Below are 14,584 nucleotides of genomic sequence, written 5' to 3'. Positions count from 1 at the left end.
GCTCCAGATCGCGCGAAGGAGCACTCGTATCGCTCCACGGCCCGGTGAACACCTCGCACACCACACGCCCCGAGGGCCGGGCCACCGCTGTGGCCACTCTTTGACGGAGCAGTGACGACGGAGCAGTGGCACGGTCAGCCTCCTGCTGACACGTCCTACGAGGACTGCCCCTGTCGCTCACGTCCCGTGTCGAAGAAGGCGTTGAGATACTCCTCCGGTTCGAGATCACTGTCCCGGAGGAGGGAGAAGACCTCCGTGCCCGACTCGATCGCGTCGTCCGCCAGTCGGTACGCCTGCGCCAGTTCCAGATACTCGAACGGGCTCTCGGCCACGTATTCGGCAGCCTCGCGCTCTGCCATGGCAATGGCCTCGTCGAACGAACCCGCCCTCCACAGGGTGACCCGCTCCTCGTAGGTGCCGTGTGACGGACCCCAGCGGAAGACACAGCGGACCGCGTACCAGCCGGTGTCAGAGGTCTCGATCATGAGGCAATGATGCCGGACGGCAACCCTTGTTCCTTCCGTCCCTGACGGAACAGCGACGGAACAGAGCGGTCTTCAAGCACACCATCCGGCTACGGAAGCCGGGCGGTGCTCCATTACAGAACAGCGCTTCCCCAGCTCAAGCCCTACTTCAGGAGCTGGCGGGCCATCACCATGCGCTGGACCTGGTTGGTGCCCTCGTAGATCTGGGTGATCTTGGCGTCGCGCATCATGCGCTCGACCGGGTAGTCGCTGGTGTAGCCGTACCCGCCGAGGAGCTGGACGGCGTCGGTGGTGATCTCCATGGCCGCGTCGGAGGCGGCGCACTTGGCGGCGCTGGAGAAGAACGTCAGATCCTTCTGCCGCTCGCCGTGCATGGCCAGCTCGGACTTGGCGGCGGCGGCATAGGTGAGCTGCCGGGCGGCCTCCAGCTTCATCGCCATGTCGGCGACCATGAACTGGACACCCTGGAACTCGGCCACGGCCTTGCCGAACTGCTTGCGCTCCTTGATATAGCCGATCGCGTAGTCCAGCGCGCCCTGGGCGATGCCGAGCGCCTGCGCGGCGATCGTGATGCGGGTGTGGTCCAGGGTGGCCAGGGCGGTCTTGAAGCCGGTGCCCGGCTCGCCGATCATCCGGGAGGCGGGGATGCGGACGTTCTCGAAGATGACCTGGCGGGTCGGGGAGCCCTTGATGCCGAGCTTCTTCTCCTTGGCCCCGAAACTGACGCCCTCGTCGTCCTTCTCCACGACGAAGGCGGAGATGCCCCGGGCGCCGACGCCGGGCTCGGTCACGGCCATCACCGTGTAGTACTCCGAGACGCCGGCGTTGGTGATCCACATCTTGGCGCCGTCGAGCACGTAGTGGTCGCCGTCGGCCACGGCACGGGTCTTCATCGCGGCGGCGTCACTGCCCGCCTCGGCCTCGGACAGGGCGTAGGAGAACATCGCCTCGCCCCGCGCGACGGGCGCGAGGTAGCGCTGTTTGACCTCCTCGGACGCCGACAGCAGCAGCGGGACGGTGCCCAGCTTGTTGACCGCGGGGATCAGTGAGGACGACGCGCAGGCCCGCGCCACCTCCTCGATGACGATGACGGTCGCGAGCGCGTCGGCCCCCGCCCCGCCGTACTCCTCGGGAACGTGTACGGCGTGCAGGTCGGCGGCGACGAGCGCCTTGTAGACGTCCCAGGGAAACTCCCCCGTCTCGTCGGCCTCGGCGGCACGAGGGGCGATCTTCTCATCGGCAAGCGCGCGGACGGTCTCCCGGAGCATCTCGTGCTCTTCGGGCAGTGCGTAGAGAGGGAAGCTCATGGGCAAATAGTAGGACGTCCAACAAAGTGTGGACCGGTCCACCCTGTGTGATATGCGTCCCTAGCTGTTTACGCAGGTGGCGAGTGCGAGGAGGGATACCGATACTCTGACGGCACATAATCGGGCAGAACCGAAAGGAACGCCAGTGGCCTACCGCCTGACGATGGTGGGAACCGGATACCTGGGTGCGACGACGTCCGCGTGCATGGCCGACCTGGGATTCGAAGTCCTCGGCCTCGACGTGGATCCAGAGAAGGTCGCCCGGCTCCAGGCCGGGGACCTGCCCATCTATGAACCCGGTCTACAGGAGGTCCTCCGGCGCAACCTCGCCAACGGGCGGCTGCGTTTCACCACCTCCTACGAGGAGGCCGCCGCCTTCGGCGACGTGCACTTCCTGTGCCTGGGCACCCCGCAGAAACCCGGCGAGTACGGAGCGGACGTCTCCTACCTGGACGCCGCGATCGAGTCGCTGGCCCCGTACCTGAAACGCGAGTGCCTGGTGGTCGGCAAGTCGACGGTCCCGGTGGGCACGGCCCAGCGCCTGGCCGACAAGCTGGCCCGGCTGGCCCCCATCGGCGCGGGAGCCGAGCTGGCGTGGAACCCCGAGTTCCTGCGCGAGGGCTTCGCGGTGAAGGACACCCTCCAGCCCGACCGGATCGTGCTGGGCGTGTCCTCGGACCGGGCCGAGAAGATCATGCGCGAGGTGTACGCCCCCATGCTGGAGGCGGGTACCCCGATAGTGATCACCGACTACCCGACCGCCGAGCTGGTCAAGGTCGCCGCCAACGCCTTCCTGGCCACCAAGATCTCGTTCATCAACGCGATGGCCGAGGTCTGCGAGGCCTCCCACGCCGACGTCAAGCAGCTGTCGCTGGCGCTCTCCTTCGACGACCGCATCGGCGGCAAGTTCCTCAACCCGGGCCTGGGCTTCGGCGGCGGCTGCCTGCCCAAGGACATCCGCGCCTTCATGGCCCGCGCCGGGGAGCTGGGCGCCGACCAGGCGCTGACCTTCCTGCGCGAGGTCGACGCGATCAACATGCGCCGCCGGGCTCGTATGGTCGACCTGGCTCGCGAGCTGGCCGGCGGGTCCTTCCACGGCTGCACGGTCGCCGTGCTCGGAGCGGCGTTCAAGCCCAACTCCGACGACATCCGCGACTCGCCCGCTCTCGACGTCGCGGTCAAGATCAGCCAGCAGGGCGGCACGGTCACCCTCTACGACCCCGTCGCCCAGGAGAACGCCCGCCGGGCTCACCCCGAGCTCTCCTACGGTGACTCCGCACTGGATGCCGCCCGCGACGCCCACGTGGTGCTGCTGCTGACCGAGTGGCAGGAATTCGTCGATCTGGATCCCGAGGCACTCGGCGCCGTCGTCGGCTCCCGCAAGATCGTCGACGGGCGCAACGCCCTCGACGCCGAGACCTGGCGGGCCTCCGGCTGGCACTACCGCGCCCTCGGCCGCCCCTGATCGGCGGGCCTCGGCCCGTTTCCCTGCCCGTCGCGGATCCCGCGCGCCGTGCGGGCCCATGCCGCACGCGCTTCGCATGCCGTACGGCCCGGCCACCCGGCGCCACTCGCCGACCAAGGCGCACCCCCGTCGGCCCGCTCCTCCAGCGTGTGGAGCGGGCCGCCGCGACGCCCCCACCTAAGACGCCCCCACCTAATGGGAACTGCCGGGTCTACTGTTGAGGCAGACTCGGCTCCTGGTAGCCGCCGGTGAGTGAGCACCTTCCTCACCTGGACCGATCTTGAGTCCTAGGGTCAGACCGCGCCCTCGCCGGTGGCGGAACCGAGTCCCTTCCGGATCTCCGTCAGCGGCCTTGGTCATCGGTCGCCGATCGCCGGTCATCGGTCGCCGGTCGCCGGCCGTCGGCCGTCGGCCGTCGGCCGTCGGCCAGTAGATCATCGACTCCGCGGGCGCATTGAGCGGGTGCGCCGGTAGAGGCGACTCTTCCCCTCGCCTCGGGAACCTCACCCGGACGGCCGGACAGTGCGGTCACCAGGGCTTCCACCGGGCCGGATCATCCCAGGCTCCCTCCTTCAGAGACCATAACGGTTCTCCAGTTCCATTAGCCCCATCACTTCTGCTACTGTCGTCTTGTCTTAAGGGAACCACAGGCCCGTTAGATGGCCGGCTCTCTCAGGCCGCCCGTCGACTCGCAGAAGGAAGCCCCATGTCCACGCTTGATCAGATTCCACCGGTCACCACTTCTCCCTCACCCGACGCCCCGGCACACGCCACCCCGCAGCAAGGCACACCGGCGACCGGCGGACCCCGGCCGCCTGCCCGCATGACCGGGCGGCAGAAACTGGTGCTCACCCTGCTGCTCGGCGCCCAGTTCACGGTCGCGGTCGACTTCTCCATCCTGAACGTGGCCCTGCCCGCGGTCGGTGCCGGTCTGGGCTTCTCCCTGGCCGATCTGCAATGGATCGCCACCGCCTTCGCCCTGGCCGCGGCCGGCTTCACCCTGCTGTTCGGCCGCATCGCCGACCTGTTCGGCCGCAAACGCCTGTTCATCGGCGGCATGACCCTGCTCGGCCTGTCCTCCATCCTGGGCGGCATCGCCACCTCCCCCGCCATGCTGCTGGTCGCCCGTGTCCTCCAGGGCCTGGCCACCGCGGCCGTCACCCCGGCCGGGCTGTCCCTGCTGACCACCTCCTTCAAAGAAGGACCCCTGCGCGACAAGGCCCTCGGCCTCAACGGCGCCCTGATGTCGGCCGGCTTCACCGCCGGCGCCATCCTCGGCGGCCTGCTGACCGACCTGCTGTCATGGCGCTGGGCCTTCCTGATCAACGCTCCCGTCGCCGCCGCCGTCGTCATGCTGGCCCCCTCCACCATCGCCGACTCACGCCCCGCCGAGCGCGCCCGCCTCGACCTGCCCGGCGCCGTCACTGTCACCGGCGGCCTGCTCACCCTGGTCTACGGCCTGACCCGCGCCGGCGAACACGGCTGGAGCGACCTGCTGACCCTGGCCTCGCTGGCCGCCGGCGCCGTCCTGCTCGGCAGCTTCTGGCTGATCGAAAAGCGCGCGTCCGCCCCGCTGGTGCCCGTGCAGATCATGAAGCGCCCCAGCGTCATCTGGGGCAACGTCACCGGCCTGCTCGCCTTCGTCACCGAAACCTCACTGGTCTTCCTGCTCACCCTCTACCTGCAGAACGTCCTGGGCTACTCCCCCCTGGCCACCGGCGCCGCCTTCGGCGTGCTGGGTCTGGGCACCGTGATCGGCGGCACCCTCGGCGGCCGGGCCGTCAGCCGCCTGGGCAACCGCGCCACCATCGTCACCGGCGGCCTCGTCCAGACCATCGCCACCATCGCCCTGGTCGCGCTCGGCAGCAGCGGCGGCTGGATCTGGCTGCTGCTGGTCGCCACCTTCATCGGCGGCATCGGCAACATGCTCATGATCGTCGGATTCATGGTCACCGCCACCTCCGGTCTGCCCGACCACGAGCAGGGCCTGGCCACCGGCCTGGCCACGATGACCCAGCAGGTCGGCATCACCATGGGCATCCCGATCATGAGCGCCATCGCCACCGCCCGCATGAACGCCCTGCACACCGGCGCGGCCCCGGCCGTACTGTCCGGCGTCCACACCGCCATCATCGTCAACTCCGTCCTCGTCCTGGCCGCCACCCTGCTCGCCGCGGCCTTCCTGCGAAGCCGCCGCTCCACCGCCGCCTGAACGCCCCGGCCACGATCCGTCTCCTCGGCCAAGCGCCGTGACGACGAAGCGCCGAAGCACCGAAGCGCCATGACGACGAAGCGCCGAAGCCGCCCCGACCACAAAGCGCCGTAATCGCGAAAGGACACCGACGATGCCCCTGCGGCTCTCGATCCTCGACCAGTCCCCCCTCCCCGAGGGGGGCACCCCGGCCGACGCCCTCACCGCCACGCTCCAGCTCGCCCGCAGTGCCGACGACCTCGGATTCCACCGCTACTGGGCGGCCGAGCACCACGGCTCCCCGAGCTTCGCCGGAACCAGCCCCGAGATCATGGTCACCGCCCTGCTGGGCCACACCCGGCGACTGCGAATCGGCTCCGGCGGGGTGCTGCTCCCCCGCTACAGGGCGCAGAAGGTGGCCGAGGTCTTCCGGGTGATCGCCGCCCTGCATCCCGGCCGGGTCGACCTCGGCATCGGGCGCGCCGGCGGACCCGCCGACCGGTTCGACCAGCAGGTCGCCGAACTCCTCATGCTTCTCGCCGTGCCGTACGAGGGATACGTGCCACCACCGGTCTGGCTGCTCGGCGCGGGCACTCGCTCCGCCGTACTGGCCGCCGAGCTGGGCACCTGCTTCACCTTCGCCCATTTCCTCAACCCCGGCCCGGGACGCATGGCCCTGGAGGCCTTCCAGCGGGACGGCGGCGACGCCCGTGCGCGCGGCTCGCTCGCCGTACGGGCGATAGCGGCCGACACCGACGAGAAGGCACGGGAACTGGCGGCGGCCTATCTGCTCTGGCGCAGCCGTAAAGATCTGGGCGACGACGAGGCGTTCCCGTCTCCCGCCGCCGCCCGCCGCCATCGCTGGAGCGGCGCCGAACACGAACGAGCCGCCGACAACGGCCGGGCCCTCGTCGCGGGCACGCCGGAGCAGGTCCGCGACCGGCTCGTCCGCCTCGCGGCCGACCATCAGGTCGACGAGATCGTCGTCAACACTCTCACACATGACCCGGCCGACCGGCTGCGCTCGTACGAACTGCTGGCCGAGACGTTCGAGCTGGCCGCCGCCGTCCCACCCGGCCCGGATGCCCCGGGTCGGCGGTATCGGGGAGAGACCACCGTGCCGGGCGGGATCGCGGCGAGACACGGCGACGGGAGCATATTCACCCAGGTGTCCCGGACGGCGTGACCACGTCCGGCCGGGTCGGCGGGAGCATCTCCGGCCGAGACGGCGGGAGCGCCCCCGGCCGGGGTGGTCGAAGGGCCTGACGGAGATTACCTATTAGGTGACTGATTCCTCGCACCGTGATTCTCAATAGCGTTCTTATCGGCGGCAACGAGCACGCCTTCCGAAACCACAGCCGAGGAGCCGACGCCATGCCGTACTTCGAGACCGCCGACGGCACCCGCCTTTCCTACGAGGACTACGGCACCGGCACGCCGATCGTGTTCGTCGCCAGCTGGGCGCTGAGCGCCGACATGTGGGAGTACCAGGTGCGGTTCTTCGTCGAGCAGGGATACCGCTGCGTGCTCATGGACAGGCGCGGGCACGGCCGGTCGGACCGTCCTTCGACCGGTTACGACATCGACACCCGGGCCGACGATCTCGCCACCCTGATCGAGCACCTCGACCTGCGGGAGATCACCTTGGTCGGCCACTCGGCCGGCGGCGGCGAGGTGGCCCGTTACCTCGCCCGCCACGGTGAGGACCGCGTCGCCCGCGTCGCGTTCGTGGCCGCGGTGCTGCCGTTCCTGAAGAGGACAGACGACAACCCCGAAGGCGTCCCCGAGTTCCTCTGCGAGGCCACGGTCTCGCAGTTCCAGACGGACCGGCCCAAGTGGTTCGACCAGCGGGCGCAGGGCTTCTTCGCCACGCACCTGGGCAACGACGTCTCACCCGGTCTGGTCGACCTCACCACCCGGCAGTGCCTGGAGACCTCGCCCTGGGCAACGATCGAGGTGTGGCGCTCGACCTTCCACGCCGACCACCGGGCCACCCTGCGCGCCATCACCGTCCCGACGCTGATCGTCCACGGCGCCGCGGACCAGTCCGCGAACATCGACCTGACCGGACGGCGCACCGCGAAGCTCGTGCCCGGCAACGTCTACAAGGAGTATCCGACCGCCGGCCACGGGCTGTTCGCCACCCACAAGGACCAGCTGAACGCCGACATCCTCGAACTCATCAGGGGCTGACCTCCGAGGTGGAATCGACCGGTCCGCCGACCCTCGGCGTTGGACAGGGCAGCATGTGCCCCTTGCTCAGATCAGATCGGTTCCGTTGCTTCCAGGCAAGAGACGACCGGCTTGAAATCCCAAGCCGGGGTCGACTCCGACTCCGCAGCCTCCAGGCCGGCGAACTCGGCTCGCACACGTCGTGGCATGAACCCGGCTCGCACACGTCGTGGCATGAACCCGGCTCGCACACGTCGTGGCATGACGGCAGAATGGCCCGAAGGGCCGGCCGGCGCCCTCAGCCGACCTCCCTGCGGCGCATTACGGCGCCGCAGCCCCGGGTCGCTTAAAGCGCTCGCAGGCGAGCGAGGAGGACGGTCCGCAAGGCCGCCGAACAGCACGAGAGAATCCACACCGGTGCCAGGCGGCCCGCCCGTCGAGCAGAAGACCTAGTGAGACGGCCCCGAGTTCACGCCCATATCGGCGGGCCGGTGGTCGTCACCCGCTCCCATGCTCCCGAAGACGGCCAGCACTGCCACGGTGAGCCCGAGGACGGCGCGTATCGCATTCCTCATGATTCTCAACCTCCAAAACCTTGGAGGTCGCTCTCTTCCCCAAGAGCCGTCACCTATCCCTGAGACCGTCCAGCACTTCCCTGGTACCGTCCAGCACTCGCTCCGGCTCCTCGCCGACACCGTCCTGTACCGGGTATCGGGTACCGGGTCGGGGCCGGCTCCCGGAAGAGGCGGGTGAGGGGCCCCGCCTGTGGCGATCGCACGGACCGGGCCGACCTCTGGCGATCGCACCGGCCGGACAGGCCTCTGGCGATCGCACGGACCGGGCAGGCAAGCCCGCGTCTGCAACGGCGGGGACGGAACGAACCGGGCCGATGCGGCGCCGAATCCAACAGCGCTCATATAATGCCGCCGTGGATGTGTCACCGAGGGAGACCGTGGATGTGTCTCCGAAGGAGAAGGGGCTGGGCACCCAGCTGCGGCATCTCCTGGACCTGATGGAGGGCGATGTCGCCAAGGCCTGCGCCGACCTCGGGCTGGGCGACTATCGGCCGCGGTTCTCCCCGATCGTACGAGCGCTCCTCGAGCTGGGCCCATCTCCCATACGCGACCTGGCGCGCGCCGTATCGGTCACCCATTCCGCGGCGAGCCAGACGGTGGCGCAGATGAGCCGGCAGGGCCTGGTCGTGCTCAAGCCCGGTGACGACGCCCGCCAGCACATCGTGCACCTGACCGCGAAGACGCACTCGCTGCTCCCCGCGATCCAGGCCGAATGGGCGGCCACGAGCGCCGCCGCCACCACTCTGGACAGCGAGCTGCCTGTCCCGCTCGGCGAGATGCTCGCGGCGCTGTCCGACGCGCTGCAGCGGCGCTCCTTCCGCCGGCGCATCGCCGACGCCGCGCTGGCGCTCGGCGAGGACTCGGCGGAAGGAGCCGGTCTCGAATCTCAGAAGGGATCGGCAACATTCTGAAAAATTCCGGCATCACATGATGCGTGGGATTTCGTGTAGCTCTCGCGACACTTCTCCTGGGCGCCGTAACACTGATCGGACAGCCGGCGGCGGCGGCTGCCACGCCGGTCACGATCGCGTACGCGCAGCGAACACAGACCTGGCAGCTGGTGCTGTCCAACGGAGATGTGGTGGAGGTGCCGGAGGCGCTCGCCAAGGCGCCAGATGGCGCGATCAACTCGGGTGTGCGGGCGCCGTTCCTGATCAGCGGGGATGGGCGGCATTTCTTTTATTTCCGGAAGTCGGATGTGCTGTTCGTCGAGCGGACGCTGAACGGCAAGGAAAAAGTGGTGTCACGGCAGCTCAAGGCGTACTCGATCGACGAGGAGTGGCCGCTGGTGTCGAACGACGGCAGTTATGTGGGGGGAGGCCGCCGATCCCGATGGTCAGCTCCCGGTGGTCAGCCGCCGAGGCCGGCGGCCTCCGCACGGAGCCTGGCGCCCTTGGCGTGCGCCTGCTCCTTGAGCGCCGACTGGAACTCCTCCATCTTGGTCCGCAGGTCCTTGTCGGCGGCGGCGAGGATGCGCACGGCCAGCAGGCCGGCATTACGGGCGCCGCCGATGGCGACGGTCGCCACCGGGACCCCGGCGGGCATCTGGACGATCGACAGCAGGGAGTCCATGCCGTCGAGATATTTCAGCGGGACGGGGACGCCGATCACCGGCAGCGGGGTCACCGATGCGAGCATCCCGGGCAGATGCGCGGCTCCCCCGGCTCCCGCGATGATCACCTTCAGGCCACGCTCGGCCGCGTGCACGCCGTAGGCGATCATCTCTTCGGGCATGCGGTGCGCGGAGACCACGTCGGCCTCGAACGCCACTCCGAACTCGGCCAGCGCCTCGGCGGCGAGCTTCATCACCGGCCAGTCGGAGTCGCTGCCCATGACGATGCCGACGGTGGTCATGCCTTCTCCTCGCCTCGCGGTCGGTGAACCGCATTCGCAGTGGTGTCGTGCCGGTGAACGATCCCGCTCACGTGTAGACGCCCTCGGTGAGGTAGACGGCGGCATGCCGGGCGCGGGCGCGGACCTCGTCCAGATCGGTGCCGAGGGCGGTGACGTGTCCGATCTTGCGGCCCGGCCGTACTTCCTTGCCGTAGAAGTGAATCTTGATTCCCGGGTCGTGCGCCATCACATGCTCATAGCGGGAGAAGATGTCGGGGTCGTCGCCGCCCAGCAGGTTGGCCATCACCACGACCGGGGCGGCCGGTGACGGCGAGCCGAGCGGGAGGTCCAGTACGGCGCGCAGGTGCTGCTCGAACTGGGAGGTGCGGGCGCCGTCGATGGTCCAGTGACCGCTGTTGTGCGGGCGCATGGCCAGCTCGTTCACCACCAGCCCGGAGGCGGTGGCGAACATCTCCACGGCCAGCAGCCCGGTCACGCCCAGCTCGTGGGCGATCTTCAGGGCGATCTGCTGGGCCACCGCGGCTCGCTCGGGGTCGAGTCCGGGTGCGGGAGCGAGCACCTCGACGCAGATGCCGTCGCGCTGGACGGTCTCCACGACCGGATAGCTGACGCCCTGCCCGTGCGGCGAGCGGGCGACCAGGACGGCCAACTCGCGTTCGAACGGCACGAACGCCTCGGCCATCAGCGGCACCCCGGCGGCCAGGACCTCCGTCGCGTCCTCGGCGGACCGGCAGACCCAGACGCCGCGCCCGTCGTAGCCGCCGCGCACGGCCTTGAGGACCACCGGCCAGCCGTTCTCCTCGGCGAACTCCTCGACGTCGGCGGCCGTGGCGATCCGCCGCCAGGGCGGGCACGGGACCCCGATCGCGGTCAGCCGCTCACGCATCACGGCCTTGTCCTGTGCGTGCACGAGCGCGTCGGCACCGGGATGTACGGCGAAGCCGTCGCCGGCCAACGCGCGGATGTGCTCGGTGGGCACGTGCTCGTGATCGAAGGTGAGCGCGTGGCATCCCTTGGCGAAGTCACGCAGGTCCGCCAGGTCGCGGTAGTCGCCCAGGCGCACATCGGCGATCACTCGGGCGGCGCTCTCGTCCGGCGAGTTGGCCAGCACCCGAAGCTCCACTCCGAGGGCGATGGCCGCCTGCTGGGTCATCCGGGCCAGCTGGCCCGCTCCGATCACGCCGACGACGGGTCCGATGGGACTGGCCAAAGAAGGGCTGCTCACGACGGTTGAGTTTACCGGCCTCCGGCCAAGCCCCGAGCGGGAGGAGTACGGGCCGGTGCGCGTCCTGTCGGGAACCGGCCGGTGCGCGCCTCGCCCGGGGGCTGGGCGGCCGTTCCGGGTTGCCTCGCGGGCACGGCCGCCCAGCGTACCGCCCGCCCGAGCAATGAGCCCGCCCAGGCGGTGATCCTGCCCGAGCGATGATCCCACCCAGGTGGTCATCCTGCCCACCGCCGGGCGGCCCGCCGGGAGTGGTCGATCGGGAGCGGTCGAGCGGGCTCGGCGGCGGTTCGTCTGATCCATCGGGCGGGATTCGCCAGGGACGGAGTCCCCGAAAATCCCCTGCGACCTACCGGATCAGAGTAACGTCAGATGACTGTATTTATCCGACAACACATGACATTTACCGAATAGCCCTGGTCGGCCACAGCGGGCGGCCGACGGCGGGCGGCCCCGAAGCCGTCCCGGTAATCTGGCAGAAGAGTGTCCGAGGTCCTCCCGAGCGGCGGATCCGCAGCCAACTTGGAAAGGACCGTGCAGGAGACGTGCAGTTTCTGCGACGCGCCTACGAGCGGCTCGCCGGCCTGGTCCGCGAGCTGTCGAAGTTCGGGATCATCGGGGCGATCGCCTTCGTCATCGACACCGGCGGTTTGAACCTGCTCCAGTACGGCCTGCACTGGGGTCCGCTGACCTCCAAGGTCGTCGCCACGGTGGTCGCGGCCACCTTCGCCTACCTGGGCAACCGCCACTGGACCTTCAAGGACCGTGAGCAGAGCGGCCTCGCCCGGGAGTATTTCCTGTTCTTCCTGCTCAACGGGATCGGGCTGCTGATCGGGCTGCTCTGCATCGGCTTCGCCCGCTACACCCTCGAACTGGCCGACCCGGTGAGCATCAACGTCGCCAACCTGGTCGGCGTGGGCCTGGGGACGCTGTTCCGCTACTGGTCCTACAGGAAGTGGGTCTTCCTGGCCGCCACCGAAGACGTGCCGAAGGAACTACCCGCCGAGAACACCCGGACCCTCTGACCGCCCATAGTCCGGCCCCGCTGACCGTCCGCGTCCCGGCCCCGCTGACCACCGCGTCCTGGGCCTGGACCCGCTGACCGTCCGCGTCCCGGGCCTGGACCCGCTGAGACCACCCGCGTCCGGAGTCGTCCCGGGCGCCCCGGGGAGCCGGGCTCCCAGCACGCCGTACTCCCGGTGTGCCATTGCTTCGCACCGGACGCCGGTCGGCCGCGAGGTGGGTCAGCGCCTCCCAGGAGCCGCGATCGGCGAGGGTGCGGAACGGGAACCCCGGCCCGTACTCGCAACGTTGATCTTTCGAGATCCCCGTCTCCTCTGCTTTCGGCCCGTTTCCGGCATCGATGAGAATTCCATCAGGAAGCTCCCCACCGGAAGATCAGGGCCTACCGCTCCCCCTGGCTCGTGAACTGGATAAGCCCGTGACCTTCTTTGACCTTTCCACCGCGGTCGACCACCCCTACCCACTGATCCGCGGAGGCGGTCTCTTCCTGCTCTGCCTCGGCATCTGCTTCCTGTTGAGCTGGGTCTTCCGTCGTCACTGGCTGCCGTTCGTGATCGCGGGTTTTGCCACCGGCTTCGTCGCCAGCGGCCTGAGCGCCCTGCTGCCCTCGCTCGGCACGCCCTCGATCCCGCAGATCGCCGGATTGGTCGGCGCGTTCGTCCTGGAGATGGGGCTGATCTACCTGGTGCTGACGAGGTTCAAGGACGCCGAGCAGGACCGGCTTGTCATGATCATTTTTTTCGTGGTCGGCGTGCACTTCCTGCCCATGGGACTGGCCCACGGCCCGCTCATCGCGGTGCTGGGCCTGGCACTCATGGCCAACGCGGCCGCGGGGCTGAAGTGGTCGTCCGTGGTGCCGGTGCGGGTGTTCGGCGTCCTCGACGCCGTGCTGAAGATCGGATTCGGCGCCGTGATGTTGTTCGCCCACCCCGCCCTGACCTTCACCTGACACCGGAGACGAGGCCTGGGTCCGCCTCGCCGCCGGCCGGCCGCCGGGACCACGCAGGCAGGATCACGCAGGCCCGCTGACCACCCGGTTCCTACCGGTGTCGCCGACCTGCCTCAGGAACAGCGCGAACGCCGCGGGGCGCGGCCGTACCAGCTCCAGACGGCCGCCGTCGGCGGCGGCCAGCGCCCGCGCGAGGGTCAGTCCCAGCCCGGTGCCGCCCGCCCCGCTGACATTGCGTTCGAAGACGCGGGGGGCGAGATCCCCGGAGATGCCCTCCCCCTCGTCGGCGACCTCGATCACGATGGACCTGTCCTTGTCGCTGGTGGTCACCGTCACCGTGCCGCCGCCGTGCTCCAGCGAGTTCTCCAGGAGCGTGGAGATCACCTGGCTGATGCCGCCGCTGGTGCCCAGCGCTTGAAGCCCGCGCGTACCGGACAGCTTGAGCTGCCGCCCCACCCTGCGGAACGCCGGACCCCACTCGATGAACTGCTGGTCCAGCAGGTCGTCGAGCTCGACCGCTTCGGCCTGGGCGTGCCGCTGCCGCCTGGCGGCGGCCAGCAGCTCGTCGATCACCGCGGTGAGCCGCTCGGCCTGCACGATGGCGGCCTCGCCCTCCTCCTTGACGGTGCCGGGCTCGTGCGCGGCCGCCACGATCTCCTCCAGCCGCATTGTCAGCCCGGTGAGCGGGGTGCGGAGCTGGTGCGAGGCGTCGGTGGCGAACTCCCGCTCCCTGGCCAGCAGGTCGGAGATGCGGGTCGCGCTGCGGTCCAGCACCTCGGCCACCCGGTCGAGCTCCTGGATGCCGTAACGGTGTTTGCTCGGCCGGGCGTCACCGGAGCCGAGCCGCTCAGCGATCATCGCCAGGTCGCTGAGCGGAAGCGTCAGACGGCGCGACTGCACGATGGCGAGCCCGACCGCGACCGCGAGGGCCGCCGCCGCGAGCGCCAGGATGAGCAGGAGCCAGGCCCGGACCTCTCGTTCCACCTCCGACTTGTCCCGGCTGACCGCGACGTACACCCCGTTCTCCGACTGGGCGTCCTGGGTCATCTTGTGATCCTCGGGGGGCTCGTTGCCCACCGTCGTCACCTGAGGAGGCGTCCCCTTCGCATAGATCTGGACGTAGCGCTCGGGATATTTACGTTTCAGCTGCTCCGGATCGATGGGCTGATCCTGGATTCGGGCGTACTCCACCTCCCCCAGCAGGCTCTTGGCCTGGGAGGAGAGCTCCTGGGTCGCCTCTTCCTCGATCAGCCGGTTGACCGCCACGCCCAAGGGAATGCCGAGCAGGAGCACCCCGATGACCGCGACGAGCAGAGTGGAGGAGAGCAGTCGACGACGCAT

12 protein-coding genes are annotated in these 14,584 nt (G+C 69.4%); 7 read left to right on the top strand and 5 right to left on the bottom strand.

The features are described from left to right. Nucleotides 1–155: 155 nt before the first annotated feature. Together ACQPYK_RS07305 and ACQPYK_RS07300 are read right to left on the bottom strand one after the other, a co-directional pair. A complete protein-coding gene (locus ACQPYK_RS07305) occupies nucleotides 156–485 on the bottom strand; it encodes a hypothetical protein (protein ID WP_433252173.1) in 330 nt (109 codons plus the stop codon). Between the two features lie 143 nt (nucleotides 486–628). Beyond that, a complete protein-coding gene (locus tag ACQPYK_RS07300; RefSeq protein ID WP_433252170.1) occupies nucleotides 629–1,792 on the bottom strand; it encodes an acyl-CoA dehydrogenase family protein in 1,164 nt (387 codons plus the stop codon). Nucleotides 1,793–1,937: 145 nt separating this feature from the next. Here ACQPYK_RS07300 and ACQPYK_RS07295 point away from each other — a divergent pair, with 145 nt between their 5' ends. The 5 genes from ACQPYK_RS07295 (at nucleotide 1,938) to ACQPYK_RS07275 (ending at nucleotide 9,106) form a co-directional block, all read left to right on the top strand. Next, entirely contained in the window at nucleotides 1,938–3,257 is a 1,320-nt protein-coding gene (locus ACQPYK_RS07295) for a UDP-glucose dehydrogenase family protein (protein ID WP_433252167.1), read from the top strand. A 706-nt stretch (nucleotides 3,258–3,963) separates the two neighbouring features. Next, the gene (locus ACQPYK_RS07290; protein ID WP_433252164.1) at nucleotides 3,964–5,469 is read left to right on the top strand and encodes an MFS transporter; all 1,506 of its coding nucleotides are present in this window, start codon (nucleotides 3,964–3,966) and stop codon (nucleotides 5,467–5,469) included. A gap of 133 nt (nucleotides 5,470–5,602) precedes the next feature. Then, complete coding sequence (locus ACQPYK_RS07285) at nucleotides 5,603–6,634, top strand: MsnO8 family LLM class oxidoreductase (protein WP_433252161.1); 1,032 nt, start codon at nucleotides 5,603–5,605, stop codon at nucleotides 6,632–6,634. A gap of 188 nt (nucleotides 6,635–6,822) precedes the next feature. Continuing rightward, nucleotides 6,823–7,641 carry an alpha/beta fold hydrolase gene (locus ACQPYK_RS07280; protein ID WP_433252158.1) on the top strand — a complete coding sequence of 273 codons (819 nt, stop codon included), beginning with the start codon at nucleotides 6,823–6,825 and terminating at the stop codon, nucleotides 7,639–7,641. Between the two features lie 907 nt (nucleotides 7,642–8,548). Next, nucleotides 8,549–9,106, top strand: a complete 558-nt coding sequence (locus ACQPYK_RS07275) for a MarR family winged helix-turn-helix transcriptional regulator (protein WP_433252155.1) — start codon at nucleotides 8,549–8,551, stop codon at nucleotides 9,104–9,106. Between the two features lie 439 nt (nucleotides 9,107–9,545). Here the strand turns inward: ACQPYK_RS07275 and purE are convergent, their stop codons facing one another. Both purE and ACQPYK_RS07265 read right to left on the bottom strand, forming a co-directional pair. Continuing rightward, nucleotides 9,546–10,049, bottom strand: coding sequence for a 5-(carboxyamino)imidazole ribonucleotide mutase (purE, locus tag ACQPYK_RS07270; RefSeq protein WP_433252152.1), 504 nt, complete (start codon nucleotides 10,047–10,049; stop codon nucleotides 9,546–9,548). A 67-nt stretch (nucleotides 10,050–10,116) separates the two neighbouring features. Next, nucleotides 10,117–11,274 carry a 5-(carboxyamino)imidazole ribonucleotide synthase gene (locus ACQPYK_RS07265; protein ID WP_433252149.1) on the bottom strand — a complete coding sequence of 386 codons (1,158 nt, stop codon included), beginning with the start codon at nucleotides 11,272–11,274 and terminating at the stop codon, nucleotides 10,117–10,119. Between the two features lie 542 nt (nucleotides 11,275–11,816). Here ACQPYK_RS07265 and ACQPYK_RS07260 point away from each other — a divergent pair. Both ACQPYK_RS07260 and ACQPYK_RS07255 read left to right on the top strand, forming a co-directional pair. After that, on the top strand, nucleotides 11,817–12,296 hold the full coding sequence (locus ACQPYK_RS07260) for a GtrA family protein (RefSeq protein WP_433252146.1): 480 nt from the start codon (nucleotides 11,817–11,819) through the stop codon (nucleotides 12,294–12,296). A 416-nt stretch (nucleotides 12,297–12,712) separates the two neighbouring features. After that, nucleotides 12,713–13,243, top strand: coding sequence for a DUF6609 family protein (locus ACQPYK_RS07255; protein WP_433252143.1), 531 nt, complete (start codon nucleotides 12,713–12,715; stop codon nucleotides 13,241–13,243). 63 nt (nucleotides 13,244–13,306) lie between these two features. Here ACQPYK_RS07255 and ACQPYK_RS07250 read toward each other — a convergent pair whose 3' ends face one another. Further along, the gene (locus tag ACQPYK_RS07250) at nucleotides 13,307–14,584 is read right to left on the bottom strand and encodes an ATP-binding protein (RefSeq protein WP_433252140.1); all 1,278 of its coding nucleotides are present in this window, start codon (nucleotides 14,582–14,584) and stop codon (nucleotides 13,307–13,309) included.

The sequence above is a fragment of the Streptosporangium sp. CA-135522 genome (genome assembly GCF_050949235.1).
GTDB lineage: Bacteria > Actinomycetota > Actinomycetes > Streptosporangiales > Streptosporangiaceae > Streptosporangium.
Note: the sequence above shows the minus strand (reverse complement) of the source record. Positions and strands in the feature narration are given on the sequence as shown.